14 protein-coding genes are annotated in these 25,515 nt (G+C 66.4%); 4 read left to right on the forward strand and 10 right to left on the reverse strand.

Translation table 11 applies throughout. The features are described 5' to 3' along the window. Positions 1 to 5: 5 nt before the first annotated feature. The 3 genes from PX554_RS12315 to PX554_RS12325 all read right to left on the reverse strand — a co-directional run bounded on the left by PX554_RS12315 (position 6) and on the right by PX554_RS12325 (position 6,316). Positions 6 to 1,805, reverse strand: a complete 1,800-nt coding sequence (locus PX554_RS12315) for an alpha-amylase family glycosyl hydrolase (RefSeq protein WP_275502105.1) — start codon at positions 1,803 to 1,805, stop codon at positions 6 to 8. After that, positions 1,802 to 3,307 carry a tryptophan halogenase family protein gene (locus PX554_RS12320; protein ID WP_275502106.1) on the reverse strand — a complete coding sequence of 502 codons (1,506 nt, stop codon included), beginning with the start codon at positions 3,305 to 3,307 and terminating at the stop codon, positions 1,802 to 1,804. The genes PX554_RS12315 and PX554_RS12320 overlap by 4 nt, the downstream gene beginning before the upstream one ends. A gap of 78 nt (positions 3,308 to 3,385) precedes the next feature. Next, a complete protein-coding gene (locus tag PX554_RS12325; protein ID WP_275502107.1) occupies positions 3,386 to 6,316 on the reverse strand; it encodes a TonB-dependent receptor in 2,931 nt (976 codons plus the stop codon). Positions 6,317 to 6,515: 199 nt separating this feature from the next. On the opposite strand from PX554_RS12325, the gene PX554_RS12330 reads away from it, so the two are divergent. Beyond that, a complete protein-coding gene (locus PX554_RS12330; RefSeq protein ID WP_275502108.1) occupies positions 6,516 to 7,538 on the forward strand; it encodes a LacI family DNA-binding transcriptional regulator in 1,023 nt (340 codons plus the stop codon). Between the two features lie 36 nt (positions 7,539 to 7,574). Here the strand turns inward: PX554_RS12330 and PX554_RS12335 are convergent, their stop codons facing one another. After that, entirely contained in the window at positions 7,575 to 8,246 is a 672-nt protein-coding gene (locus PX554_RS12335; RefSeq protein ID WP_275502110.1) for a DUF6445 family protein, read from the reverse strand. A 145-nt stretch (positions 8,247 to 8,391) separates the two neighbouring features. Here PX554_RS12335 and PX554_RS12340 point away from each other — a divergent pair, with 145 nt between their 5' ends. Continuing rightward, a complete protein-coding gene (locus tag PX554_RS12340) occupies positions 8,392 to 9,912 on the forward strand; it encodes an MFS transporter (protein WP_275502111.1) in 1,521 nt (506 codons plus the stop codon). A gap of 49 nt (positions 9,913 to 9,961) precedes the next feature. Here the strand turns inward: PX554_RS12340 and PX554_RS12345 are convergent, their stop codons facing one another. Next, on the reverse strand, positions 9,962 to 10,504 hold the full coding sequence (locus PX554_RS12345; protein WP_275502112.1) for a hypothetical protein: 543 nt from the start codon (positions 10,502 to 10,504) through the stop codon (positions 9,962 to 9,964). A 203-nt stretch (positions 10,505 to 10,707) separates the two neighbouring features. Here PX554_RS12345 and PX554_RS12350 point away from each other — a divergent pair, with 203 nt between their 5' ends. Further along, a complete protein-coding gene (locus PX554_RS12350) occupies positions 10,708 to 11,868 on the forward strand; it encodes a Gfo/Idh/MocA family protein (protein WP_275502114.1) in 1,161 nt (386 codons plus the stop codon). A 78-nt stretch (positions 11,869 to 11,946) separates the two neighbouring features. Here PX554_RS12350 and PX554_RS12355 read toward each other — a convergent pair whose 3' ends face one another. From PX554_RS12355 to PX554_RS12370, 4 genes are read right to left on the reverse strand one after another with little or no spacing between them, the layout of a single operon-like run. Beyond that, positions 11,947 to 14,694, reverse strand: a complete 2,748-nt coding sequence (locus PX554_RS12355) for a TonB-dependent receptor (RefSeq protein WP_275502119.1) — start codon at positions 14,692 to 14,694, stop codon at positions 11,947 to 11,949. A gap of 39 nt (positions 14,695 to 14,733) precedes the next feature. Then, positions 14,734 to 17,406 (reverse strand): carbohydrate-binding protein, encoded by a 2,673-nt coding sequence (locus PX554_RS12360; protein WP_275502121.1) that lies wholly within the window; start codon positions 17,404 to 17,406, stop codon positions 14,734 to 14,736. A 32-nt stretch (positions 17,407 to 17,438) separates the two neighbouring features. Next, positions 17,439 to 18,830 (reverse strand): MFS transporter, encoded by a 1,392-nt coding sequence (locus PX554_RS12365; RefSeq protein ID WP_275502123.1) that lies wholly within the window; start codon positions 18,828 to 18,830, stop codon positions 17,439 to 17,441. A 47-nt stretch (positions 18,831 to 18,877) separates the two neighbouring features. Continuing rightward, a complete protein-coding gene (locus PX554_RS12370; protein ID WP_275502124.1) occupies positions 18,878 to 20,920 on the reverse strand; it encodes a glycoside hydrolase family 31 protein in 2,043 nt (680 codons plus the stop codon). Between the two features lie 119 nt (positions 20,921 to 21,039). On the opposite strand from PX554_RS12370, the gene PX554_RS12375 reads away from it, so the two are divergent. Then, a complete protein-coding gene (locus PX554_RS12375) occupies positions 21,040 to 22,071 on the forward strand; it encodes a substrate-binding domain-containing protein (protein ID WP_093222072.1) in 1,032 nt (343 codons plus the stop codon). A gap of 29 nt (positions 22,072 to 22,100) precedes the next feature. Here the strand turns inward: PX554_RS12375 and PX554_RS12380 are convergent, their stop codons facing one another. Next, on the reverse strand, positions 22,101 to 25,328 hold the full coding sequence (locus PX554_RS12380; protein WP_275502128.1) for a glycoside hydrolase family 2 TIM barrel-domain containing protein: 3,228 nt from the start codon (positions 25,326 to 25,328) through the stop codon (positions 22,101 to 22,103). Positions 25,329 to 25,515: the final 187 nt, after the last annotated feature.

Raw genomic sequence — 25,515 nt, forward strand, 5'->3', positions numbered from 1 at the left:
CGGATTCATTCGCTGGGGACGGCCGCGCAGATGGCATAGCCAAGGGGCGGCAGGATGATACGCGCCGAGCCGGGCGCGGCGGCGGCGCCCGGACAGGCGCCGGCGAGCGTGGCGAACCGCACGGACCGGGTGCCGACCGCGACATTCTGCGCGATCGGCGCGGTGCTGGTGTTGACCGCGACGAGGATCTCCTGTCCGTCGTCATCACCGCGCGTGAAGGCGAGCAGGCCCGGCTTGTCCGTCGTGAAGCGCACCACCGTCCGGCCACGGCGAAGCTGCGCATGGTCGCGGCGCAGGCGCGACAGCTTGGCGATCGTGGCGAAGATCGGATTGTCCTGTCCGAAATGCGCCGTGGCCGTGGTGGTGTTCGTGCCGATCAGCCGATTGCTGTTGTAGCGCGCGACCTGGCTCGCGAACAGATCCTCGCGCGAGTCCCGGTCCCCGCCATGGCCGGTGAAGCCCTGTTCGTCGCCCGAGTAGATCGTCGGCACACCGCGCGCGGCGAGCAGCAGGACGTGCGCGAGCGTGAGGCGCTGAAGGCGCTCCGCCTCGCTTGCGTGTGGCCATGCCTGGTCGAGCATATAGCCGATCCGCCCCATGTCGTGATTGCCGAGGAAAGTCGGCAACTGCCGCGCCCCCGCCTCGCCGCCCTCGTAAAGCACATCGCCATCCACCCACTTGGCGAACACATCGGTTCCCGCCTTCCCCGACAGCAGTGCGCGCGCCGCCGCCTGGAAGGAAAAGTCGAGCACCGCCGGCAGCGTGTCGCGCCGGGTATATTGGGCGGTGTAGCCGGGATCGACCGCCTCGGAATAGACTTCGCCGAAGATGTGGAAGTGCGGGATGCCGCGCGCGGCGGCCCGGGCCTGCATCGCGGGCACGAAACGCTGCCAGAACTCCGGATTCACGTGCCGCGCCGTGTCGATCCGAAAGCCGTCGATGCCGAACCGGTCGATCCAGTTCCCGTAGATCGCGATGAACCCGTCGATCACGCGCGGGTCTTCGGTCATCAGATCATCGAGACCGGCGAAATCCCCGAACCGCGCGGATTCCCCGGCAAAGGTCGAGTCACCACGATTGTGGTAATAGCGCGGGTCATTGAGCCAGGCGGGCACCTTCACCGTGGCCTCGGCGGCGGCGACGAACGGCGTGTAGGCATAGCTCGGATCGGTGAGCGCCGCGAAATTCTCGGGCGTCTCCACCGCGTCCCCCTGAAACTGGGGGTTTATCGCCTTTCCGCTCACGCCGCCCTTGCGCGAATAGGGGTAATCCGCCTTGCTGCGATAGGCGCACGGCCTGCCGACGCATTCGCGATACTGGATCACGTCCGCCGTATGGTTGGCGATGATGTCCATATAGACCTTCATCCCGCGCGCATGTGCCGCATCGACCAGCGCCTTGAACTCGGCCTCGGTCCCGAAATGCGGATCGACCGTGGTGAAGTCGGTGATCCAATAGCCGTGATAGCCCGCGCTCTCGTGACCCGGCGGCCCCTGCACGGGCTTGTTCTTCAAGACCGGCCCGATCCAGATCGCGGTCGCGCCAAGCGCCTCGATATAGTCAAGCCGCTCGGTCAGCCCTCTGAGATCGCCGCCATGATAGAAGCCCGCGTCGCTCGGGTCGTAGCCGGTGACCAGCCGGTCGCCAGTAAGGCCGCCGCGATCGTTCGACGGGTCGCCGTTCTCGAAGCGGTCGGGCAGCACGAAATAGATCACGTCATCCTCGGGCGGGCGCGCGCGGACCACGTCGATCGGTACGGCGGCCGGTCCGGCCAGCGCCATCAGCAGCGCGGCGACGACGCTCATGCCGCCACCGGTAGCGGCGCGGCGCAATGGCCCGCGATGAAGTCGGCGTGGCTCGGCATCTGCGCCACCTCGCGCGCGTTGAGCTTGTCTATCGTGTCCATGAACTCGGCGAGGTCCGCAGCCGAAACCGCGTCGGCGAGCGGATGATGTCCCGCCGGCATCACGCCCTGCCCCACCAGGACCTGCAACCAGCCGACCTCGGTGAACAGTTCCTCATGCTCACGCGTGATATGGCCATTGCCGCGCCACAGCGCGATCTTGGCGGCGAGCGTTTCGGGCAACTCCATCTCGCGGCACACCCGCCAGAACGGCTCGCTACGATCATTGGCGTGATAATGCAGGATGATGAGGTCGCGGACCCGCTCATACTCGAAATCGCTCTGCCGATTGAATTCGGCGCGGTCGGCCTCGGCGATCGAGCGGGCCGGAAGGAATTTCATCAACCGCGAGATCGCCGACTGGATCAGATGGATGCTCGTGGATTCGAGCGGTTCCATGAAGCCGGCGGCCAGCCCGATCGCGACGACGTTGCGGTTCCACATCTTCCGGCGCTTGCCGGTACGGAACGGGATCGGCCGCGGTTCGGCGATCGCCTCCTCATCGAGCCCGGCGAGGAGGGTCGCGGTCGCCTCGTCCTCGCTCAGATGCGCGGAGGAATAGACGATGCCGTTGCCGGTGCGGTGCTGCAACGGGATCCGCCACTGCCAGCCTGCGGCCTTGGCGGTGGCGCGCGTGTAAGGCGTCAGCGCCCCGCCCCGCGCCGAGGGCACCGCGATCGCGCGGTCGCATGGCAGCCAGTGAGACCAGTCATCATAGCCGGTCTTGAGCGTCTGCTCGATCAGCAACCCGTGAAAGCCGGTGCAGTCGATGTAGAGGTCGGCGCCGAGCGCGGTGCCGTCCTCGAGCACCAGCCGCGACACGTCGCCCGTCGTATCCTGCTCGACGCGGACGATCTTGCCCTCGACGCGGTTCACCCCCCGCGCCTCGCTGTAGCGCCGCAGATGGCGGGCATAGAGCGCGGCGTCGAAATGAAAGGCGGAGGGCATGTCCGGCAGCAGCCGCGCTGTCTTCGCCGGCCCGCGCTGCATCCGCTCGGCCAGCGCCGCCTGGTTGTTGAGCGAATAAGCGGTAAGCTCGCCCGCCGCGCCCAGCCCGCGCGCGCGCAACCAATATTGGTGGAACGGCAACAAGCCGACATCGCGACCGACATCGCCGAACGCATGCATGTAGCGGTGCCCCGGCCGAAGCCAGTCGACGAACTCGATCCCGAGCTTGTACGTCCCTTGCGTTGCGCGCAGGAATGCATCCTCGTCGAGCCCGAGCGCATCGTTGAACAGCCGGATCTGCGGGATCGTCGCCTCGCCGACGCCGACCGCGCCGATCTCCTCGGATTCGACCAGATCGATTTCGAACCCCACCTCCAGGAACCGCGCGAAGGTCGCCGCGGCCATCCACCCGGCGGTGCCGCCGCCGGCGACGACGATTCGGATAGGATCAGTCATGTCCGCGTCCCCGCTTCAACTACGTCAGGCAGCGCAACGGCGGACAACGAAAACACATTGTCCGCCGTTCCGATCGGTTCAGAACTTGTACGTGATGCCCAAGTAATAATCACGACCATAGCGCTGGTAATCGATCACCTGACGTGGGTCGTCATTCTGGTAGGTCACGAACGGACGATCGGTCAGGTTCTTCGCCTGCGCCAGGATCGCGAAGTTCTTGAGGAAGCCGCTCTGGAATTCATAGCCGATCTGCGCATCGAGGATCGCTTCGGCCCGCGCCGTGCGATACGTCGGTGTCGCCGACAGGCCCGCGACTTCCGCCAGGAAGGACGAGCGGTAGCGATAGTTCACGCGCGCCTGGAACCCGTGCTTCTCGAAATATACCGTGCCGCTGCCGGTCCACTTCGACAGGCCGGGCAAGGTGATCGCCTGCGTGGGGTTGCTCGCGAACTTGATCGCGGAGTCGGTATAGTTCCCCGATACGAACACCCCGAACCCGTCGAGCGCCTCGGCGATCATCTTGAACGGCACCGATACGGTGCCCTCAAGCCCGATCACGCTGCCCCGCCCCGTATTGGCCGGGGCGGAGACCACGCCGTTGGTGAGGCGGTTGCCGGTCACGATCGCCTGCTGCGCTTGCGTCAGCGCAGGCAGCAGCGCCGAGAAATCATAGGAATAGGCGTTGTTCGGATCGACGAAATCGGTGAGATGCTTGTAATAGCCCGACAGCGCGACATAGCCGCCGCCCCGGAAATATTGCTCGAACGACAAGTCGATATTGGTCGATTTGTAGGGCCGCAACGCGACGTTGCCGCCCGTCGAACTGAACACCGGATTGAGGCCCGGATTGGTGTTGCCAAGCTGGATGTTCGAGGTGTTGATCGCGACATCCTGCGTCACGCGCTCCTGGTCCAGCCGCGGCCGGACCATGGTCTGCGAGGCACCGATCTTCACATAGCCCAGCGGCACCAGTTCGACCGCCATCGTCGCCGACGGCAGCACGTTGGTGTAGCTGACCTTCTGCGATGCCGGCGCGTTGGTCACGACGCCTGCGACGACGCTGGCGATCTGCCCGTCCGAGCGCTGCTCGCTGCGGACGACTTGTGTGCCGATCGAGCCCTTGAGCGCCTTGCCCCCGACCTCCCCGTCGATGTTGATCTTGGCATAGCCGGTATAGACATTCTCGATCACGACATTGTCGCGGACCAGCGAACTCGGGCGGCCATCATAAGCGCTGTTGTAGCTGTTGTTGTACAGGTACAGCGGGTCGAGCGCGAGCGCGGCGGGAACCCCGAGATAGGCGAGCGGGACCGTGCCGATCACCGCCTCTGACGGGATCGTGGCCGAGGTCGCGGCGGCGTTGCTCACCAGGCACGTCGTTCCAGTCGCCTTCGGGCACAGGAAATAGGATTGATAGGCACTGGTCTTTTCACGCCGGCTGTAATTGCCGCCGACTTCCCAGCTCTTGACGATGCTGTTGTCGAACTCGCCGTTCAGGCTCGCGCGGAGCGACTTGAGATCGTCCTTGAAGCTCGGGCGATTGAGGAAGCCCGCCTGAACCACCGGCTGCGTGCCGTTATAGCCCCAACCCTGCGGATCGGTCAGCTTGAAGATGTTGGTATTGGCATAGTCGAGCGTCGGGACGACGCGATAGGCGCCATTGCCCTGCCGCGTCAGGTTGACCGTGTCGCCGACCCCCGACGCGCCATAGCCCGTGCCGGTATAGGTCTCGAGCAGGAAGTCGGTCCGCTTGGCGTGGCTCCAACTGGCGTCGACGTTCAGATGAATCGTGTCGGTCAGCTTCAGGTCGTTGTTCCAGCCGAGCGAGTAATTGTCGGCCTTGCGCTGATTATAGTCGTTGCGCTGGATGGCATGGACGTTGGTGAACTGGATCGTGTCGGCGAACCCGCCCGACGCGGTGACCGTGCCGCGATGCGCGGCCGTGGCATAGCCCGCCGAGGTCGGGTCGTTGTTGACGTTGCCGTCGAGCGGGAACTCGATTCCGCGCAGATGCTGCGTCTCCTCGAAATGCGAATAGAGCGCGTCGAACGTCGAGTGAAACCGGTCGGATGGCTGCCATTCGATCGTCGCCACGCCGCCATAGCGCTTCAACTCGTTGGACTGGACATAGGGCTTTGCACCGGTGACGATGAACGGGCTCGCCGCCGTGCCCGCGCCATTATAGCCCCAGGCGTTGTAGCGTTCGTCCTGCGACGGTGCCGAGGTCGCCGAGCCGCCGATCGCGATGCCGAGCGTGTCGTTCGCGAACTTGTCGACATAGGTGGCCGACACGCGATAGCCGTAGCGCGAACCGTCGGGATTGAGCTTGTCGATCCCGTTCATCTGGCCACGGGCGCTGACCGCGATGACGCGCTTGGGCTGATCGAGCGGGCGCAGCATCCGCAGATCGACCGTTCCGGCAATACCCGCGGCGATCAGCGACGCATCGGCCGATTTGTAGACGTTCACCGTCTTGAAGAACTCGGAAGGATATTGGTCGTATTCGACACCGCGATTGTCGCCGACGGTGACCTGCTCGCGACCGTTCAGAAGCGTGGTCGAAAAATCGGGGCCGAGGCCACGGATCGAAAGACGCTGGTCGCGGCCCTCGAGCCGCTGGGCGGTAACGCCGGGCAGCCGCGCCAGCGAGTCCGCGATCGACACGTCGGGCAGTTTGCCCACGTCCTCTGCCGAGATGGAATCGACGATCAACACCGACTGGCGCTTGATCTTGGCGGAGGAATCGAGGCCGGCGCGGATACCCGTGACGACGACGTCGCCGGTCTCCGGCGCAGGCGCGATCGGCGCGACCGGCTGGGGCGTCGGCTCGGCCTGGGTCGGCGCCGCCTCGATCTGCGCGGGCGCGGTGCTGTCCGCGTTGGCGGTGCCGGGCGCGATCTGCGCGTGGACGGTGCCGGGCAAGAGCATGGCGGCGACAAGTGCGGTCCCGCTGACGCGGAGCGCAAGACGGCTACGCGCGGGAGCGCCGCGCGGCGTGGAATTGATCATGATGGTCCCCTTCGGCGGGGTCCGGCCCCGCGCATCCTCGACAGGTAAAGTCTGTGTCCTCGACGTCATTGAAGCGCGTCGAATTGCTGAAGCGGCTATATGCGCGCCAGCATCGTTGCAAAAGGAACGGGCATACGTATTCAAGGATTATGCATACTGCCTGCCCCCCGTGCGGCGCCGTCCCCGCCGCCCGTCCGCGATGACGAAACGCCCGACCTCGTTCGACATCGCCCAGCTCGCCGGCGTGTCGCAGCCGACCGTCTCGCGCGCGCTGCGCGGGATGAAGTCGGTCAATGTGCAGACCCGTCAGCGGATCGAGGCGATCGCGAAGAGCCTGCATTATGCCGTCGACAAGAACGCCTCGTCCTTGCGCAGTCAGGCGTCGAACACGCTCGCCCTGCTGTTCTTCGAGGAGCCGGCCGATGACGATGCCACCATCAACCCGTTCTTCCTCTCGATGCTCGGGTCGATCACCCGCGCCTGCGCCCGCGCGGGTTACGACCTGCTGATCTCGTTCCAGCAATTGTCGGGCGACTGGCACGTCGATTATCAGGACAGCCACAAGGCCGACGGCATCATTCTGCTCGGCTATGGCGATTACGAGACCTACCGCGCGCGGCTCGACCATCTCGCCGAGCAGGGCACGCACGTCGTACGCTGGGGTGCGATCGGTACCGGCCCGGCGGGAATCACGGTCGGCTCCGACAATCGCGGCGGTGGGGCGCTGGCAACCGCACACCTCATCGGGCGAGGACGGCGACGGATCGCGTTCCTGGGCACGACGGATGCCCGCTACCCCGAGGTCAGCGATCGCTATCACGGCTACCGCGACGCCTTGGCGGCAGCGGGATTCGTCGCCGAACCGGAACTTCAGATCGACGCGGTCACCACCGAAGCGGCCGGCCAGGCGGCGGTCGAGGAACTGGCGCGGTGCGGTATCGGCTATGACGCGATCTTCGCGGCGAGCGACAGCATCGCGATCGGCGCGATGCGCGCGCTGTCCATGCAGGGGCGCACCGTGCCGGCAGACGTCGCGATCGTCGGCTTCGACGACCTGCCCTCCGCGCAGCTCACCAGCCCGCCGCTGTCGAGCGTCACGCAGGACACGCGCAACGCGGGCGAAGCCCTGGTCGGCACGCTGCTCGCGCGCTTACGCGGCGAACCGGCCGACACCGCGCCGCTGCCGACCCGGCTCGTCGTTCGCGCCAGCAGCGGAGGATAGCGCGCCCTCTCATCAAGAGGGCGAAATTGCACAGGCTCAGTCGTCGAACAGGAACAGGTTCAGCGTGAGCCGCCCGATCAGCGGGTCGGCGCTCAACGTCACCTCGGCCGGCAGGTACGCGCAGTGCAGCATGTTCCCCGAATAGATCAGTGCCCGATTGCGCCGCCCCGCATGTAGCGCGATCTGCTCATAGAGCGGCGTGTCTCCCGCGATATACGCAGGCGCGGGTATGCCGTGCGTTCCCACCCCCTCCTCCAGCGCCGCCTTGAACGAACCGAGCCGCGCGGAATCGACGCTTTCATAGCCGGTGGCGCGCTGGCGATAGAAGGCGGTGCCGCCCTGCTGCCCCTCACCAAGGAACAGCAGCACGGCGATCCGGCCCGGCTCGACACCGTCGAAATGCGGCAGCCGTTGAATCGGCGCGAGATCGGCCGGCCGGGTGGTCACCAGGGAATAATAAGCCTCCGAGACCGCCGGCGCCGGGTCGAGCCCGAAATGCTGCGCCAGCAACGGCGCGACACGCCGCCGCATCGTCTCGGCGAGCCGCGCCGGTGCGGGTGCGCGTATGCCGGGATAGTGCGGGCCGATTTGGCCCATCTTCAGGCTCGCCGCATCGTCGCGCAGCACGTCGGGGTCGGGCCAGAAATCGTCGATCACCACCAACGGGCGCTGCTCGGTGCCGTGCAGGTGGAGGATGGGATCGCGCATGGCGCGGCATGTGCCGGATCTCGCCACCCGCACGCAAGCGCCGCCATGCACCGCGTACCTGCGGTATTCGTATGCAGGGTTGTGCCGGTGGTCATCGGGCGGCAGGCTCGAACACGCGGATCGTCGTGCCGACAAGCGACGACCGATGGGGAGTCGAGTCTTGAACGAGAAACCAGTGCAGGGCTTCGCCGGCCTGTGGAACATCAGCTTCGGCTTCTTCGGGCTGCAGATCGGCTTCGCGCTCCAGAACGCGAACATGAGCCGCATTTTCCAGACGCTCGGGGGCTCGCTCGATGACCTGTCTTATCTCTGGGTCGCCGCGCCGCTTACCGGGCTGCTCGTCCAGCCAATCATCGGCCATTACAGCGATCGGACCTGGAACCGCTTCGGCCGCCGCCGTCCGTATTTCTTCGCTGGCGCGGTTCTCGCCGCGCTCGCCTTGTTCGTGATGCCCGAGGCGCGGATTCTGTGGTTCGCGGCGGTCACCCTCTGGGTTCTGGACGCTTCGATCAACGTGTCGATGGAGCCGTTCCGCGCCTTCGTGGGGGATATGCTGCGCAAGGATCAGCACACCGCCGGCTACGCGCTGCAGACCGCGTTCATCGGCGCGGGCGCGGTGGTCGGTTCGATCTTCCCGTTCGTTCTTTCGCGGCTCGGCGTGTCGGAGGATGCGATCGGCGGCGTCCCGGACACGGTACGCTACAGCTTCTGGTTCGGCGGCGCGGCGCTGCTGCTCGCGGTGTTGTGGACGGTCGGCACCGTCCGCGAATACAGTCCCGAACAAATGGCCGGCTTCGGCGAGCGCGCGCCGTCGGGGGCCGAGCCGGTCCGTGCGCTCGCCGCGCGCGGCTTCGGCGGCGCCATCGCCTGGATCGTCGCGGGAGCGGCGGTCACCGCCGCGGTGCCCGAGTTCGCGCTGCAAAAGGAGCTGTACCTGCTCGGCGCGCTTCTGATCCTCTACGGGGCGGCGAGCATCGCGGCGATCATCCTCGCGCGCGGCGGCGCGGCCGGCAACGCGCTCAGCACGATCGTGGGGGACTTCTCGGAGATGCCGGAGGTGATGAAGCGGCTCGCGCTCGTGCAGTTCTTTAGCTGGTCCGCGCTGTTCATCATGTGGATCTTCACCACGCCGGTTGTCGCGCAGCGCATGTACGGGTCGAGCGACCCGACCAGCGCCGCTTATAATGCCGGCGCCGACTGGGTGGGCGTGTTGTTCGCCACCTATAACGCGATCGCCGCGATCGCTGCGCTGCTCATCCTGCCGGGGCTCGCCAGACGGATCGGCAAAGTGAAAACCCATATCGTCTGCCTGTCGTGCGGCGCGGCCGGCTTCGCGAGCTTCCTGGTGGTGCGCGATCCGCACCTGCTGCTGCTCAGCGAAATCGGCATCGGTGTCGCCTGGGCCTCGATCCTCGCCATGCCCTATGCGATTCTCGCCGCCAGCCTGCCGCAAGCCAAGCTCGGCATCTACATGGGGCTGTTCAACGTGTTCATCGTCATTCCCCAATTGCTGGTGGCGACCGTCATGGGATCGGTGCTCAAGGCCTTTTTCCCCACCCAGCCGATCTGGACGATGGCGTTCGCGGCGGTCGTGCTGGCGATGGCCGCGCTCGCGATGCTACGCGTACCCGAAACCTCGGGCGAAATGGCGGTAACCGCATACTAGGGGTTCATGTGCGGAAGACCGACCGGCAAGAACCGAGCGCGCTTTCCGCTCAGGGCACCGAAAGCGCTGCGTCCAGCCGGGCCGGGAACTGCGCGAACAACGCCCCGGCGAGCTTGCCGGCCACCGCGTCGGGCGTTCCCGCGCGCGTCCCCTCCACCTGGGCGGTTACGGCGCTTCCGCTCCACACCGCGCGCTTCTCGCTCCGCAGCAGGATCGTGACCTTGAGTTCGGTGAGAACGAGGCCCCGGAGTTGATCTTTCCGGGTCGGCAATCGCATCCCGACGCCGACGCCCCAATTGGCGATCCCCGCCGCCGGCGCCGTCCCTTTGGTGCCGGAGGTCACGACGCCTTCGGACTTTCGCGTCACCGCGATGAGCGCGATGTAGCGGCTGTGGCTCGGCGCCGGCAGCGGGATGAAGTTCGCCTGCACGCTCGCCGCCTGGACCGCGTCGGCGAACACCGGGTCCGTATCACGCGCCGCCGCACCGCTGTCGCGCTCGACCGTTATCGTGCCCGGCCTAAGGTCGGCGGGCGCGCCGTCGAGCGGTGTCGCCGCGCCGAACAGGCCGGCCATGATCCACGGGAGCCACATCGTGTTGCCTCGCTCTCGGCGCCGATCCGCCCGCGACCGTGTCTAGAAGGCGCTGGCCCGGGAAACAAGCCGATAGCGCCCGGCCCGCCTCGGTCAGCCGCACGCGAATGCACGCGAGACGCCGGCGGAGAAAACGGGCATGATACTGCGAAACGGCCATAATGGAGAGCGCGGTGGAGAGCGATGTCACGAGACGCGGTGTAATGGGATTGGGCCTCGGCGCGGCGCTGACGATACCGGCGGCAGCGAGTTTCGCCGCCGCCACGCCGGCGCGGGCCAGGGCGCCGGGATCGGTCGGCGTCGCGGTGGTCGGCCTCGGTAAGCTGAGCCTCGGGCAGATCCTGCCCGCGCTCAAGCGGACGAAGAACGCACATCTCGCCGCACTGGTCAGCGGCAAACCCGAGAAGGCGCGAAAAGTCGCCGCCGAGTTCGGCCTGCCCGACACGGCGATCTACACCTATGACACGTTCGATCGCATCGCCGACGATCCCGGCATCCAGATCGTCTACATCGTCCTTCCGAATTCGATGCACGCCGAGTTCACGATCCGCGCGTTCAAGGCAGGCAAGCATGTGCTGTGCGAGAAGCCGATGGCGGTCACGCTGGAAGAGTGCGAGCGCATGATCGCGGCGGGCAAGGCGGCGAAACGCCAGTTGATGATCGCCTATCGTTGCCAGTTCGAGCCGGTGAACGTCACCGCGATGCGGATCCTGCGCGACGGCACGATCGGCACGCCGCGTCTCGTCAGCGCGGTGATGGGCAAGCAGACCGATCTGTCCGATCCGTCGGACGCATGGCGGCTCGACATGGCGATGTCGGGCGGCGGCGCGCTGGCGGACATGGGCATCTACGGCATCAACGCCACGCGCTATCTGCTGCTCGAAGAGCCTGTCGAGGTACGTGGCTGGGCGCGCACCGACCGGAACGATCCGCGCTTCAAGACCGTCGATGACATGATCGCCTGGCAGATGCGTTTCCCCTCGGGCGCGATCGGCGAAGGCTCCTCGTGCTTCTCGCAGCCCGGCACGATGTCATGGCAGGCGATCGGCAGCGACCGGCGACTGGTCGCCGATCCGGGCTGTTTCTATGGCGGCAACACGCTCAGGATCGTCGGCGGCAAGGGCGATGTCCAGCCGAGCGTGGCCGAGATCGACCAATTCGGAAACGAGATGAACTGGTTCGCGGACGTGGTGCGCGGGCGATCGCCGAACATCGCGCCCGGCGAGGAAGGCATGCAGGATATGCGGATCCTGCATGCCATCATGCGATCCGTCGCGAACGGTGGAGCGTCGGTCAAGATCGACGCCGGCTACAAGCGCGCCCACGATCCCGCGACCACGGTTGGTATCCGCACGTCGATCTGATCAGGGTAGCGCCCGCGCGGGGGTGGCACTTGCCAGGGTAAAGGGGGGGACGGCCGCCGCCGCCCCCCTCTCCCGTCGTTAAAGCCGGAACCGCACGCCGGCCGAGAACAGGCTCGCTTCCCAGCGCACGTCTCGCGGATATTCCGGCGATTTCACATAGCTGTGATACGGCGTTTGCAGCAGGTTGGTCGCGTCCACAGTGAAGGTCACCCTGTCGGTGATATTGTAGCTCGCCGACAGATCGAGACGGCCCACCGCGTCCGAATAGACGGTGGTGAAGACGCCCGGCGCGCCGAAGCCGTCGACGTTCGCGCTGCGATAATTATACGCCAGGCGCACGCTCGTCGGCCCGAGTTCGTACAGGCCGATGATGTTGAAGCTATATTTCGACACACCCGGCAAGGTGTTGCGCCCACCCGCGAAGTTCGCCGCGGGCGGGAGCGTCTGCTGGCCGTCGATATAGGTGAAATTGGCCTGCGCGCCGAATCCGCGCAGGGCGCCCGGCAGGAAGTCGAAGAACGTCGTCGCCGCCGCCTCGATGCCCTTGATCTTGCCCGATCCCGCGTTCGACGGGCGATACACCAGAATGTCGCCGAAGGGCGGCGTGTTCACCACCTGCGGCAAGGAATTGATGAAGCCCTGGATCTCACGGTAGAAGCCGGCGACCGATACCGATCCGGTGCGCGAGAAATAATATTCCAGCGACGCGTCATAATTGTTGGAGCGGATCGGTTGCAGTTCGGGGTTGCCGCCGTTGCCGGTGTAGGAGATGTTGCCGCCGATCGTGCCCTGCTGAACGGTCAGCGTCGGGTTGATCTGGTTGAAGCCCGGCCGGCTCAACGCTTCGGTACGCGACAGGCGCAGTTTCAACCGGTCGGTGAAGTGCACTTGCGCGCTGATGTTCGGCAGAATGTCCACATATTGCTGGGAGGAGTCGATCGGCACCAACACCGTGCCGTTCGCGGTCGGCAGCGAATTGGTGCCGTTCAGCTTGTTGCGGGTGACGATGACGCGTGCGCCGATCGCGCCGTCGATCGGAACACCGAGGTCGAACGCATATTTCAGTTGCGCATAACTGGTGAACACCTGTTCGCGTGCCTTGAAGGCGGAGAGCGGGTTGAGCAGCGGCCGTTCCGAGGCCCATGCCTGCCGCGTCGCCGGGTCGGCGCCGGTACGGGCCAGCGCCTGCCGGACGTAATCGCGCACGTCGTTGATGCGGTCGTTCAGGATGTCCGAGTTGGGCGCGAACCACGAGCGGAATTGCTGCACGTCATCGTTGTGAAAGCCGGGTTCGATCACCGCCCCATCCGACACACCGGGCACGCGCGAGATCGGATCACGCAAGCTGGCGAGCGAGGCGTTGCGGTCGCCGTACACCGAACTGGCGGTACGATTGGCGTAGCGCACGCCGAACTGGAATTTGGGAAACAGCGGCGATCCGGTGTCGAGCGCGACATTGCCCTGCCACTGCCACTGTTCGCCCTCGGAGCGCTGGCGGTTCTCGTACAGACCGCGCATGTAATAACTCGCCGGGTTCGCGAAATCGACGCCGCTCGGGGTGAAATCGACGCCGCGTTCCGCATTCAGCCGCACCGCCAGCGACAGCGGGTTCGCCAACTGCGTCTGGAACTCGTAATACGTGTTGTCGACGATCGACTTGGTGTACGCGAGATCGGTGGTGAACACGGCATTGCCGATCTCCCACTTGGCGCCGAGCGCACCCTGGAACGTATCGGTGTTGTTGCGGCCGGCCTGTTTCGTCGGCCCGTTGACGATGCCGAGATCGGTATCGAACGACGCGAGCGTCGTGCCGTCCTGTGTCAGCACCGCGTTGCGGATCGTCGGGGGGTTGCCGCCGGTGGTGCTCGATTGGATCGGCACGCCGAAGAAATCATTCGCGGTCTTGTTGCGATAGGCCAGCCACAGCCCATCGGCGTAGATCATCAGATTGTCGGCGGGTTTCCACTGGAGCGATCCGTTGACCGATGGCCGCTGCCGCGTGCCGCGGCCATAAAACAGGCCGATATCCTGCGGAAAGGTGAAATCGCGCCCCACCGACGCGGGCAGGATCTGCTGCGCGGCCGGAACATTGTCCTGAAACCCCTGGTAGCGGACCGAGTTGAGATAGCGCGTTTGCGTGAAGGACACGTTCACCAGCGCGCCGATCTCCCCGATGCCGGTCTGCCAGCGATCGCTCACCAACAGGCTGCCGATCGGGTCGAGCTTGCGGGATTCGGTGTTGTATACGCCGCGCGCCGCACCGGCGAGCTCGAAGCCCTTGAAATCGAAGGGACGGCGCAACCCGACGTCGATCAGGCCCGCGATCCCGCCCTCCAGATTGTCGGCGGTCGTGGCCTTATAGACCTCGACACGCGACAGCGCCTGCGCCGGGAAATCCTGGATCGACACCGAGCGCCCGTCGGCGGTGAAGATTTCGCGGCCCTGCACCGTCGTCTGCACGTTGGGCAGACCGCGGATCAGCACGCCGTTCGCTTCGTCGAGATAGCGCGTCACCTGCACGCCGGTGATGCGCGCGATCGCTTCGGACGCGTTGTTGTCGGGAAACTTGCCGATGTCCTCGGCGACGAGCGCGTCGATGATCGCATCCGAATTGCGTTTGATGTTCTGCGCGTTGCTCAGGCTGCCGCGAATGCCGGTGACGACGATGTCGTTCGGTGCCGCAGCCGCCGGGGGCGTAGTGCCGGTCACGGTATCGGCATCCGGCTGCGCCTGCTGCGCGCTCGCCGGCGTGGCGGCGGCCAGCGCGAGCGCGGAAGCTGCGGCGGATGCGTATAGCCGTGCGGCCAGCTTGGTCTTGATCTTCATCTTTCCCTCCTCTTGTTTATGGTTGTTTGTCGCTTCGCCTCATCGATCGCCGGGAGATGCCTTTCCCGTCAGCGGCGTGACCGTGATCCGGTCGATGTTGGGGGCGAATTTCGAGCGCAGCAGCACGTCCGGCCACACGCGCGAGGCATAGGTCTTGCCGCCCCAATCGGGGTGTTCCTCGCCGGAGAAGCGGATCGTGTTGGCGCCCGCGCGTAGCGTGACCGGCACGGTCATCTCCCACCAATTGTTGCGGTGGAAGCTGTTCGGGAAGGTCGCCAGCAGCGGCGCCGCTTCGTTGATCGAGATGCGCGCGACGCGCGCGAGCGGATCGGGATTGTAATGCGTGGCCTTCGACTGCTCGTCGTTGGAGAAGCGCACCGTCAGCGCATAATCGCCGGCGCGATCGACCACGACCGACGGAAAGGTCAGCGTGTTGGGGTTGCCCGGCGCGCCGCCGATGTCGAACACGCCGCGTCCGCCGCTCGCGAGCGACGCCGTGGCGATCCGTGCGGTGCCGCCGATCCGGCCGGCCTCCGCCTCGTAGCTGCGCCCCGCCGCAGCGGGCAGTTCGGTCACCCGCAGCCGCCGAATCCGCGTCGCGCCGGTCACCACCACCTTGTTGATACCGGCGATAAGGAAAGCGTCGGCGGTTGTGCCGCTGGCCATGTCGCGTCCGTTGACGTGCAGAACGGCCGCGCCCGCCGCATCATCCAACGCCAGCCGCGCGAGCCCGTCGCGCGGGGCATAGACCCAGAAGGTCGCGCGTCCGCCCGGCGCCACCGCGATGCCGCCGTCGCCTTGCGAGGCGGATGCACCGTCCAGCATCGCGTCCTGCGCCTCGTACAGCGCCGCTTGAGTGGCCGGCTGCGCCGATGACAACGTGATCCGATCGACCAGCGCATTGCCGGTCGTCCGGCGGCGCCCGTCGAGGCTGCGCGTCGCCAGCGTCAGCACGTGCCGGCCACGCGTCAGCGCGAGCACCGTATCGGCATGATCGAGCACGGACGGCTTGTATCCGAGCGGCAGCAATATTTCGGTTTCGCTCGCCGCCTTCCCGTCCGCACGCAGGAACACATTGGTCGGCCCTTGCCCCGCCGCCTTCGGATCTTTGTTGAAGGTGCTGGCGAGGATGCGAACGTCGTACCGGCCGTCGCGCGGGACTTCGACCGCGAAGTCGAGTCCGGCATTCGCGCCAGTGGCGAACCCCTCCACCGAATAGCCGCCAGAGGTGTAGAAGCGATCGACCGCCTGGGGCGAACCCTCGGGGCCGCGCACTTTCAGCCCCGTGCCCATTCGGCGGGCCTGCTCCGCCTCGTAATCCCGCCGCCATTCCGCGATCGGCGCGCTTTCGGCCACGGCCGCGCCGCCGGGCGTGAGCACCAGTTCATAGGCCGCTTCCTCGCGCAGCGCCGGCATGCCGCCCTCCCCGAAGGCGAGCGTGACCATGCCGTCGCGTACCGGCACGTCGCGCTCGGTCACCAGCGCGGGCGGCGCGGAGTCGCCGATCTGCCCGGTCCAGCCGATCTCGCGCACGCGGACCCGCGCGGCCGAGCCGAACCACGCCGGCACCTTGTTCAGAACCACCCGAGCCTCGCCCGAGCGGCCACCGAAAAGCAGCCGCATCTGCCGCCGCGCCCGGTCGAGCGTCGCCAGACCCTGCAACGTGTAGCTTTGATCGGGGTGCGGCGGGGCGACGGCCAAGGTGTGCCCGCTCATCGTCGCGTAGCTGTTCAGCAGCCACCATTGGCCGTTGCCGCGGTTGGCCTGCACCGCGGAGTCGCTCAGATTGCCACCGATGTTCCAGTAGGCGATGTCGGCATCGATCTTCGAATCCTCGATCGCGGCAATCCATTGGACCATCTGGCCCGGCACCGACGTGTGGTAATTATAGGCATATTCGTTGACGTTGATCGGCAGGTGCCGCCCGTGCCAGCGCGTGCCGGCGAAAAGCCTATCCTCCCATTCACGATACCGCCGCACGCTGGTGCGGACGGTGGCTGGATTGCTCAGTTCGTGCCAGGTCATGACATCGGGCACGGTGCCCTGCCGGATCGCGTGGGTCAGGAATCCTTCGACCTCCGGGAACAACTGGCTGGTGTTCGGCCCGGCGACCCGGGTGCCGGGCAGCGTCGCGCGGATCAGCCGGACGGCCCAGTCCCATGCGTCGAAGAAGGCGGTCGGGTCTTTCTGCCAGCCGACGCCGTTGCAGCTCTTCGGCCCGTCGCCGAACATGTTCCCTTCGGGTTCGTTGAAGGGGATGAAGACGATCCGGTCGCGATAGCGGGGTGGCAGGGCGCGCACCTGCTCGACCTGCGAACGCAGCTTGTCGAGATACGCCGTCACCGACTGCGCACAGTCGCCATTCTTCCAATTGTACGGGAATTCGCGGGTGATGTCGGTCATGTAGATGTAGGTGTCGCCGCCCGAGGCGTCGGTGAGCAGCGTGGACACTTCCAGCGCGTCGGCGCCGGGATGCTGCGGCCCATCCTGCGCCTTGGTCGATACGGTGCGAAGGCCGATCCCCTCGATCAGATTGGGGTGCGGCAGGCGCGCGTCGTACAGGCCATAGAGCGTGCCCGACGCACCGCCGTGGAAGGCGCCGGTATCGCTGCTCAGGTCGATCTCGATCCGCTCGGCCGGCTGCGCCACCGCGGGCATCGCGCAGGAGCCGAGCAGCGCGGCGAACAGAAGCCGGGCGGTGATATGGCGCATGGTACGGGGTTCCGCTTGGTCGGATTGAAGGGTCATGCGGCGCGCGCCGCCGTCATGCGGTCGATCGTCGCGCGATTGAGGATCAGCCGGCTGGCGGTCAGCGCCAGCGCGAGGTGCATCACGCCGGGGATCACGGTGGAGAGCAGCCGGATGCCGGTGAGCGACAGCGGCGTCTGGTTGCCCGCCCCCGCCTTGTACGAGACGATCACCAGCACGCCGCTGATCAACGCGCCCGCCAGCGCCCAGGCGAGCTTCACGAAGAACTGGTTGAACGCGAAGCTCATTCCCGACGAGCGCGTCCCCAATTTCCATTCGCCATATTGATCGGCGAGTTGGATCAGCGTGAAGTGCAGCGGCAGCGTGCAGCCCAGCGCGATGCAGCACAGCGCCACCAGCATCAGCCACAGCATCGGATAGCCGCCGGGCACGAAGAAGGCGGCGAAGTGGCCGGCGACCAGCAGCAGATTCACCCAGACGTACACGGTTCTCACGTCGAACCGTCGGGTGAAAAGCTGCACCAGGACCGAGCCCAGGAATCCGCCCGCCGTCGCCGTGCCGAAGAACAGCGCCTGATAGGTGGAATCGCCTTTCAGCACATAGGTGATGAAATACAGCGCCGCGCCGCCCTTGGTGTTGAAGATTCCGATCAGAAGCAGCGTCATGACGAAGGTCAGGCGGAGTTGGTCGTTCTTCAGCGTGTTGGCGATCGCGATCCGCAGCGGCGGTTCCGCCGCGCCGGTTTCCGGCACCCGCTCGCGCACGAACAGGAAACAGATCACGAACATCGCCACCGCCGCCACGCTGAGGATCGCAACGCCGTCGCAATACCCGCGCGCGACATCCGCTCCGCCCAGATGCCGCACCATGATCGGCAGCCCGACCGAGACGGTGAACGAGGCGATCGCGACCATCGCGAAGCGAACCGACTGGCACGACACGCCTTCCCGCGCGCTGTCGGTCATGCGCGTGATGAGCGCGCAATAGGGTACGTTGTTCAGCGAGTAGGAGAGCGCCAGCAGAAAATAGGTCGCCGCCGCATAGGCGACCTTGCCGTCATACCCGAGGTCGGGCGACTGGAAGGTCAGGAAACAGCTCAGCCCGACCGGTATCGCGGTCCACAGCAGATACGGCCGGAACTTGCCCCAGCGGGTGCGGGTGCGATCGGCCATGATCCCGATCAGCGGGTCGGATACCGCGTCGAACACGCGCAGCGACAGGAACAGGATGCCAACGATGCCGGGCGCGAGCCCGAACACGTCGGTGTAATAGAAGGTCAGGAAATTGGCGATCAGTCCAGTGATGACCGTGCCACCCGCGTCGCCGAAGCCATAGCAGATCTTCTCGAAGAACGGCACGCCCCGCGCCGGAGCCCCGGCACGCGGCACGATGCCGCCCGTATCGCCATGTTGCGCTATCGCCGTCATCGCCGTCCTCCTCTCCGTCCGCCGCTTTGCGCGTGCTGTCGATCGTGTCAGTCGTTGGTGAATGCCGCCGCCGCCACCGTGCTCGGGCGCACGAACACGGGGATGCGGTCGATCGGCGCCGTGGCGCGCACCATCGCGCCCCCGGAGACGGCCGCGCCAGTCCAGGCGTCCACCCATGTGCCCGCCGGCAGCCAGACGTCGCGCGCGGTGGCGCCGGCCGCCAGGATCGGCGCGACGAGCAGATCGGGGCCGAACATATATTGGTCGTCGATCGCCCAGCAGCGCGCGTCATCGGGGAAATCGTAGAACATCGGCCGCATCAGCGGGTCGCCATGCTCGTGCGCCGCCGTCATCAGCGACGCGACATAGGGACGCAGCCGCTCCCGCACGTCCGCGTAGCGGCGCAGGATCGCGTACACCGGCTCGCCGAAGCTCCAGAGCTCATTGCCCGCGCCCGTGTCGCACTGCGCGACACCGTCGCGGAACGGCTCGGCCGGCGGGGTGATCGGGTCGCGGTGGCCGTGCATCCGCAGCACGGGCGTGAACACCGCCCATTGGAACCAGCGCACCATCAATTCGTGGAAGGCCGGATCATCGACATGGCCACCGTGGAACCCGCCGATGTCGGTCGTCCACCAGGGAATACCCGCCATGCCCATGTTCAGCCCCGCGCTGAGCTGGTTGCGCATGGCCTCGAACGAGCTGTGGATGTCGCCGGACCAGACCAGCGCGCCGTGGCGCTGGCTGCCCGCCCAGGCGCAGCGCACGAGGGTGACGATCTCCGTCTCACCCTCCGCGCGCAGCCCGTCGTGAACCGCCTGCGCATAATGGAAGGGATAAGCGTTGCCGACCGCGAGCACCTCGCCGGCGTGATAGCGATAGCTGTCATAATCGTAAGCGCCGTATTCGGGTTCCGCCTCGTCGAGCCAGAAGAGCTTGACGCCCTGGTCGCGATAATTGCGCTTCAGCCGATCCCACAGGAATGCACGCGCGCCGGGGTGGGTCGTATCGATGAAGCGCGTGTTGCCGAGGAAATCCTGCTGGATGTCGAGCCCGCGGCTCGCGCGGACCAGATACCCCTTCTCGATCATTTCCGCATGATTTTCCGAACGCGCATCGACCGTCGGCCAGACCGACACGAGCAATTCGGTCCCCATCGCCTTCAACTCGGCGGTCATCGCGGCGGGATCAGGCCATTCGCGCGGATCGAACCGCCAGTCGCCCTGCACCGGCCAGTGGAAGAAATCCGCGACGATCACCGCCAGCGGGATACCGCGCCGGTGATAGTCGCGCGCGACCGCCAGCAATTCCTCCTGGGTCCGGTAGCGCAGCTTGCTCTGCCACAGGCCGAGCGCGAAATCGGGCATCTTCGGCGCGGTGCCGGTAACGCCCGCATAATTGCGCACGATCGCGGCGGGCGTTGCGCCGGCCGTGATCCAGTAATCGATCTCGCGCGCGGCATATGCGGTCCAGCAGGCGCCGTTGGCGGCGAAGCAGACCTCGCCGACCGCGGGGTTGTTCCACAGAAAGCCATAGCCGTCGCTGGAAACGACGAACGGCACGCTGGCCTGCGAGTTGCGCTGCGCCAATTCGAGCACGCAGCCGGCGAGATCGAGGTTGGGTTGCTGATATTGGCCCATGCCGAACAAGCGCTCGCCCGGCTTGGCCTCGAAACGGACGGTGATGCGCGCGGCGTCGCCGCGCAACGGCTTGAACTCGCGGCCCGCGATGCCGAGCGCGCTGATCGTGCGGACCTCTTCGGTGCCGATCGTCCAGAATTTGGTCACCGTGTCACGCTGCCGCCACTTCTCCTCCAACAGCAACCGCCCGTCCGCGTCCAGAAAGCGCACGCGCCCCTGCAGATCGACCTCGGCGGCGATCCGGCCGTTCACGATACGGGCGACGGCCCCGTCGCGGCTGACCACCGGCTCGCACGCGGCTACCTCGATCAGCGCACCGGGGACGGCGTCGCGCGGGGCGCTCGCGGCGGCGCGCACGCGCAAGCCATCGCGCCCATAGGCTTCGATCCTCAACCAGTCGCCATTGTACGACCAGCCGATCGCGCGTGTTTCCAGAACGAGCGTATCCAAGCAACCATCCTCTCGCCAGTCGTCATATGCGACCGTAAACGTTTCCGGGCTTTCTTCGCGTGATCTCGCGATCTTGTCAATCCGCTTGCCTAATCAGGCCCGGATTGGGATCAGGCCGTATGGACATTCGCGCGCTTGCCAGCCACCTGGAGCTTTCGATCGGCACGGTTTCGCGTGCGCTGAACGACCGTAAGGACGTCAGCCCCGCCACCCGCCAGCGCGTGCTCGAAGCCGCAGCCCGACTCGGGTACACCCCGAATCAGTCGGGGCGCACGCTGCGCAGCGGGCGCACCGGCACGATCGGCTTCATGCTCACGCTGGAACATGACAGCGCGGTCCACGGCGAACCCTTCTTCATGGCGCTGTGGGAAGGCGTGCAAAGCGCCTTGACCGAGCACGGGCTGGATCTGGTCATATTGCTCGCGCGCAAAGGCGAGGATGGCCTCACTTTCCTGCGCCGTCACGTCGCGCGCGGCACTGTCGATGCGTGGTTGCTCTCCGCCACCCAATATCAGGACGACCGGATCGATTTCCTGCTGAACCAGAAGATCCCGTTCGTCGCGCTGGGCCGGTCGGCGATGGCGGCGCCGTTCGCCTGGATAGATCTCGATTTCGAAAACGTGATCGCGGAGGCGATCGCGCTGTTCGCCGCCGCCGGTCATCGCCGCATCGGCCTCGTCGCGCCACCGGCCGCGATCAACAACAGCCACATCATCGTCGACTGCTACCGGACCGCGCTTGCCGTCGCCGGCATCCCGTTCGATCCCGCGTTGGTCCACAATGGCGACACGGACGAGAATGACGGCGAATCGACCGCGCACCACCTGATGATGCTGGCGGATCGGCCCTCCGCGCTGCTGCTCATGGGCGAGACCGCGCCGGTGGGGGCATATCGCGCGTTGCGCGGTCTCGGCCTAGAACCCGGCCGAGACATCGCGCTGATCGGCCTGCGCGACAACCCCGCCTGCCGCGCATTGTCGCCGGACCTCACCTGCTTCACGCTCGCGCTCGACGAGCTCGGACTGGCGCTCGCCAACGCGCTGGTGGGAACGCTGGCCGCGCACGACACCAAGGACGCGGCGCTGCTGCAAATGCGGTGGCCGATGACGCTTCGCCTCGGCACCAGTCACCACATTCAAAACTTGCCCTGAGCGCCGGGCGGGGCGCCCCGCCCGGCGCTCTATTCCTCGCCGGTCGTCGCGGTCGCGGCGCGTGCCTTGTCAGGGGTCGTCCCCTCGCCGGCGAACCCCGCCATGCGGAACGTCACGCGGGTCGGCGCCAGGGGCACGCGATATTTTGGCAGGGGCTTGCCGACGTCGCTCCACTGCGTGTCGCCGCCGACGCCCCATTGCGCCCCATCCACCAGCAGCGTGACCTGATCGTGCGGCACGACATCGGTCGATTTCCACGTCCCCGGCGTGTGCCGGTCGAGATCGGCATAGGGAAAGGCGAGCACGTTCATCATCAGCGGCGTATCGCCCGCGACACGCAGCCCTCGGCCCGCGCCGCTCACTTCCATCCAGCGGACGTCGACCTTGTTGCCGGTCTCCTGCGGCCGGATATAGTCATGGTTCTGCGCGGCGATCGGCCCGCGCCACAGCCCGATCGGCGCCGAAGTCTTGCGGTCGACATAGCTTTCATGCGGTCCCCGGCCGTACCATTCGGCGGTGGTGATGTCGCTTGGCAGCGCGAAGGCGAAGCCGACGCGGAACGGCGGCGGCAGGTCGGGGCGAACCGGATCGAGCGCACCCGTCACCGTGACGCCGCCGTCGCGCGCCATCGTGTAGATCGACTGGAAGCGCGCGGCGCCATCGCCCAGCTCATAGTCGATCCGCACCGCCGCACCGCCGTCGGGCGCGTCGGTCGAGGACACGCCGCGCACCGTCCGCGTCTCGCTCATCGTCTTCCAAACAGCGAGTTGCCGGTCGGTGCCGATGCCGATGTCGTTGTCGGTCACCGCCCGCCAGAAATGCGGCGCGCCGCCGCTCGCGAGCGGTTTGCCGCCGCGCGCATAGCCGCGCACGAGACCGGTCTTGCGGTCGATCGCGAGCGTCGCATCCGCTGCCGATAGCGTGATGACGTCTCCCGCCTGCCGCACCGTCACCGCCGCACCGCCGACTTGAGCCGCCCTGGCCGCCGGCCGTTCGCCGAGCGCGAACTGCTCCCAGCCCACCACATGACCCGTCGGCACCAACGGCACCGCACCGGGCCGCGCCACCGCACGCACCGTCACGAAATATTCCGCGCCCGGCTTCCGCGCGATCGTCCCGACCGGGATCGTCAGCGTATCAGTCGCGTGCGGCGCCGTGGTCAACGCCGGCAGCGTTCCTTTGGCGACCGCGACGCCGTCCTCTTGAACCTCCCAGTCGAAGGCGAAGCCCGACAGATCGCGGAAGTCGTGCCGGTTGCGCAGCGTCACGCGGCCGGTCGCGGGGTCGAATGCCTCGAACTGGATCGGCGCATACACTTTACGCACTTCGTACAGCGCCGGATTGGGGGTCCGGTCGGACTGGAGCAACCCGTCGCCGAACTCGATCTCCCCGGTCGGGTTCGGGCCATATTCGCTGCCGTCCCCCCAATAGCGCCGCCCGTCCTTGGTGTAGCGGTACATCGACTGATCGACCCAGTCCCAGACGAAGCCGCCCTGCAGCTTGTCGGGATGCGCGTAGATCACATCCCAATACTCCTTAAGGTCGCCGCCCGAATTGCCCATCATGTGCGCATATTCGCACTCGATCAGCGGCTGCCTGAAGTTCCAGTTGGTGGCATAATCGGCCAATTTCTCGGCGCTGTCGTACATTGGCGCGTAGATGTCGGCATAATCGTTGGGCTGATGCTCTTCCAACGTGCCCCAGCCAAGATAGCTGATCAGCCGGCCTGGATCGCGCGTCTTGGCGGCTTTGGCGGCGGCCGCGAAATTGGGGCCGATCCCGGCTTCGTTGCCGAGCGACCAGAAGATGATCGACGGATGGTTCTTGTCGCGCTCGACCATGTTGGCGACGCGGCTGACATGCGCGTCCTGCCACGCCGGATCGAAGCCGATCTGATATTTGGCACGCTCGCCCAGGTGATTGTTTCCATACTCCATGTACGCGTGGCTTTCGATATTGGCCTCGTCCATCACGTACAGGCCATATTCGTCCGCAAGCGCGTACCAGCGCGGATCATTGGGATAATGCGACGTGCGTACCGCGTTGATATTGTTACGCTTCATCAATTCGATGTCGCGCCGCATCGACGCTTCGGAGATGACGTGGAAGGTCTCGGGATCATGCTCGTGGCGGTTGACGCCGCGGATCACGATCGGCTTGCCGTTGACGCTGACCAGCCCGTTCTTCATCTCGACGGTACGGAAGCCGATCCGCTGCGGCGTCGCCTGGAGCACCTTGCCATCGGCGCCGACCAGCTCGATCAGCAGCGTGTAGAGGTTGGGCGTCTCCGCCGACCAGGGCTTCACGCCGGGCACCGGCGCAGCGAGCGTCACCGTCCGCTCGCTCGATCCGGCGGCGACCGTCTGCGCACGCACGAGCAGGGTGCGCTCACCATCGAGCAGCGTCATCCGCGCCGTAACCGGCTTGGCCGACGGGGAGACGGCCACATCCGTCGACAGGACGCCGTCGCGATAGGCGGCGTCGAGCCCGGCATGGACGAAGATGTCGTTCACACGCGTCTTCGGCGCGGCCATCAGATAGACTTCGCGCTCGATCCCTGAGACGCGCCAGAAATCCTGGTCCTCCAGATACGAACCGTCCGACCAGCGATGAATTTGGATCGCGATGGTGTTGCGGCCCGGCGCGACGAAGCGGGTGACGTCGAACTCGCTCGGCAGTTTCGAATCCTGCGAATAGCCGACCTTCTTGCCGTTAACCCAGACGTCGTACGCCGATCCCGCCGCGCCGATGTGAAGGATGACATCCTGCCCGCTCCAGCCCGCCGGCAGCGTGACGTCGCGGCGATAGCTGCCGACCGGATTGGTCGCATGCGGGATCAACGGGCGGTCGGGCGGGAAAGGATAGTTGATGTTGTTGTAGCGCGCCTGATCGAACCCTTGCGCCTGCCAGTCCGCTGGCACCTTGATATCGGCCCAGGAGGCGACATCATAGCCCGGCTGCTCGAAGCCCGCCGGCGTCGCGTCGGACGAGGGCGACAATGCGAACTTCCACGTGCCGTCGAGGCTGAGGAAACGGGCCGAGCGCGTCCGGTCGCCGGCGAGCGCGGCGGCGCGGCTCTCGAACGGGAAGCCGGTCGCGTGCGCCGGCATCTTGCCCCGCGCGAACACCGCCGGATTTTCCCAATCCGGCCGCGCGGGATCGACCTGGACCGGCTGGACGCGTGGCGCGTCTTTGGCGAGCGCCGGCGACGCGAGGACGAGCGCGCTGGCGCCGACGAGAATATCGTTGAACTTCATCTTGATCCCCTACCCCAAACGACTCGCGGTCGGCCGTTGCCGCCACGCGTAACGCTCGCGCTGATACGCGCGATACTGTTGCCGCGACATGGCTGCCCGTCGAGGCGGAACAGCCAGTCTACGTGTCTTTTCACATGCCGCGCGCGCTTGAGGCGCCACGAATGCTCCGAACACGGGAGCCGAGCTT

The sequence above is a fragment of the Sphingomonas pollutisoli genome (genome assembly GCF_029167165.1).
Lineage (GTDB): Bacteria > Pseudomonadota > Alphaproteobacteria > Sphingomonadales > Sphingomonadaceae > Sphingomonas > Sphingomonas pollutisoli.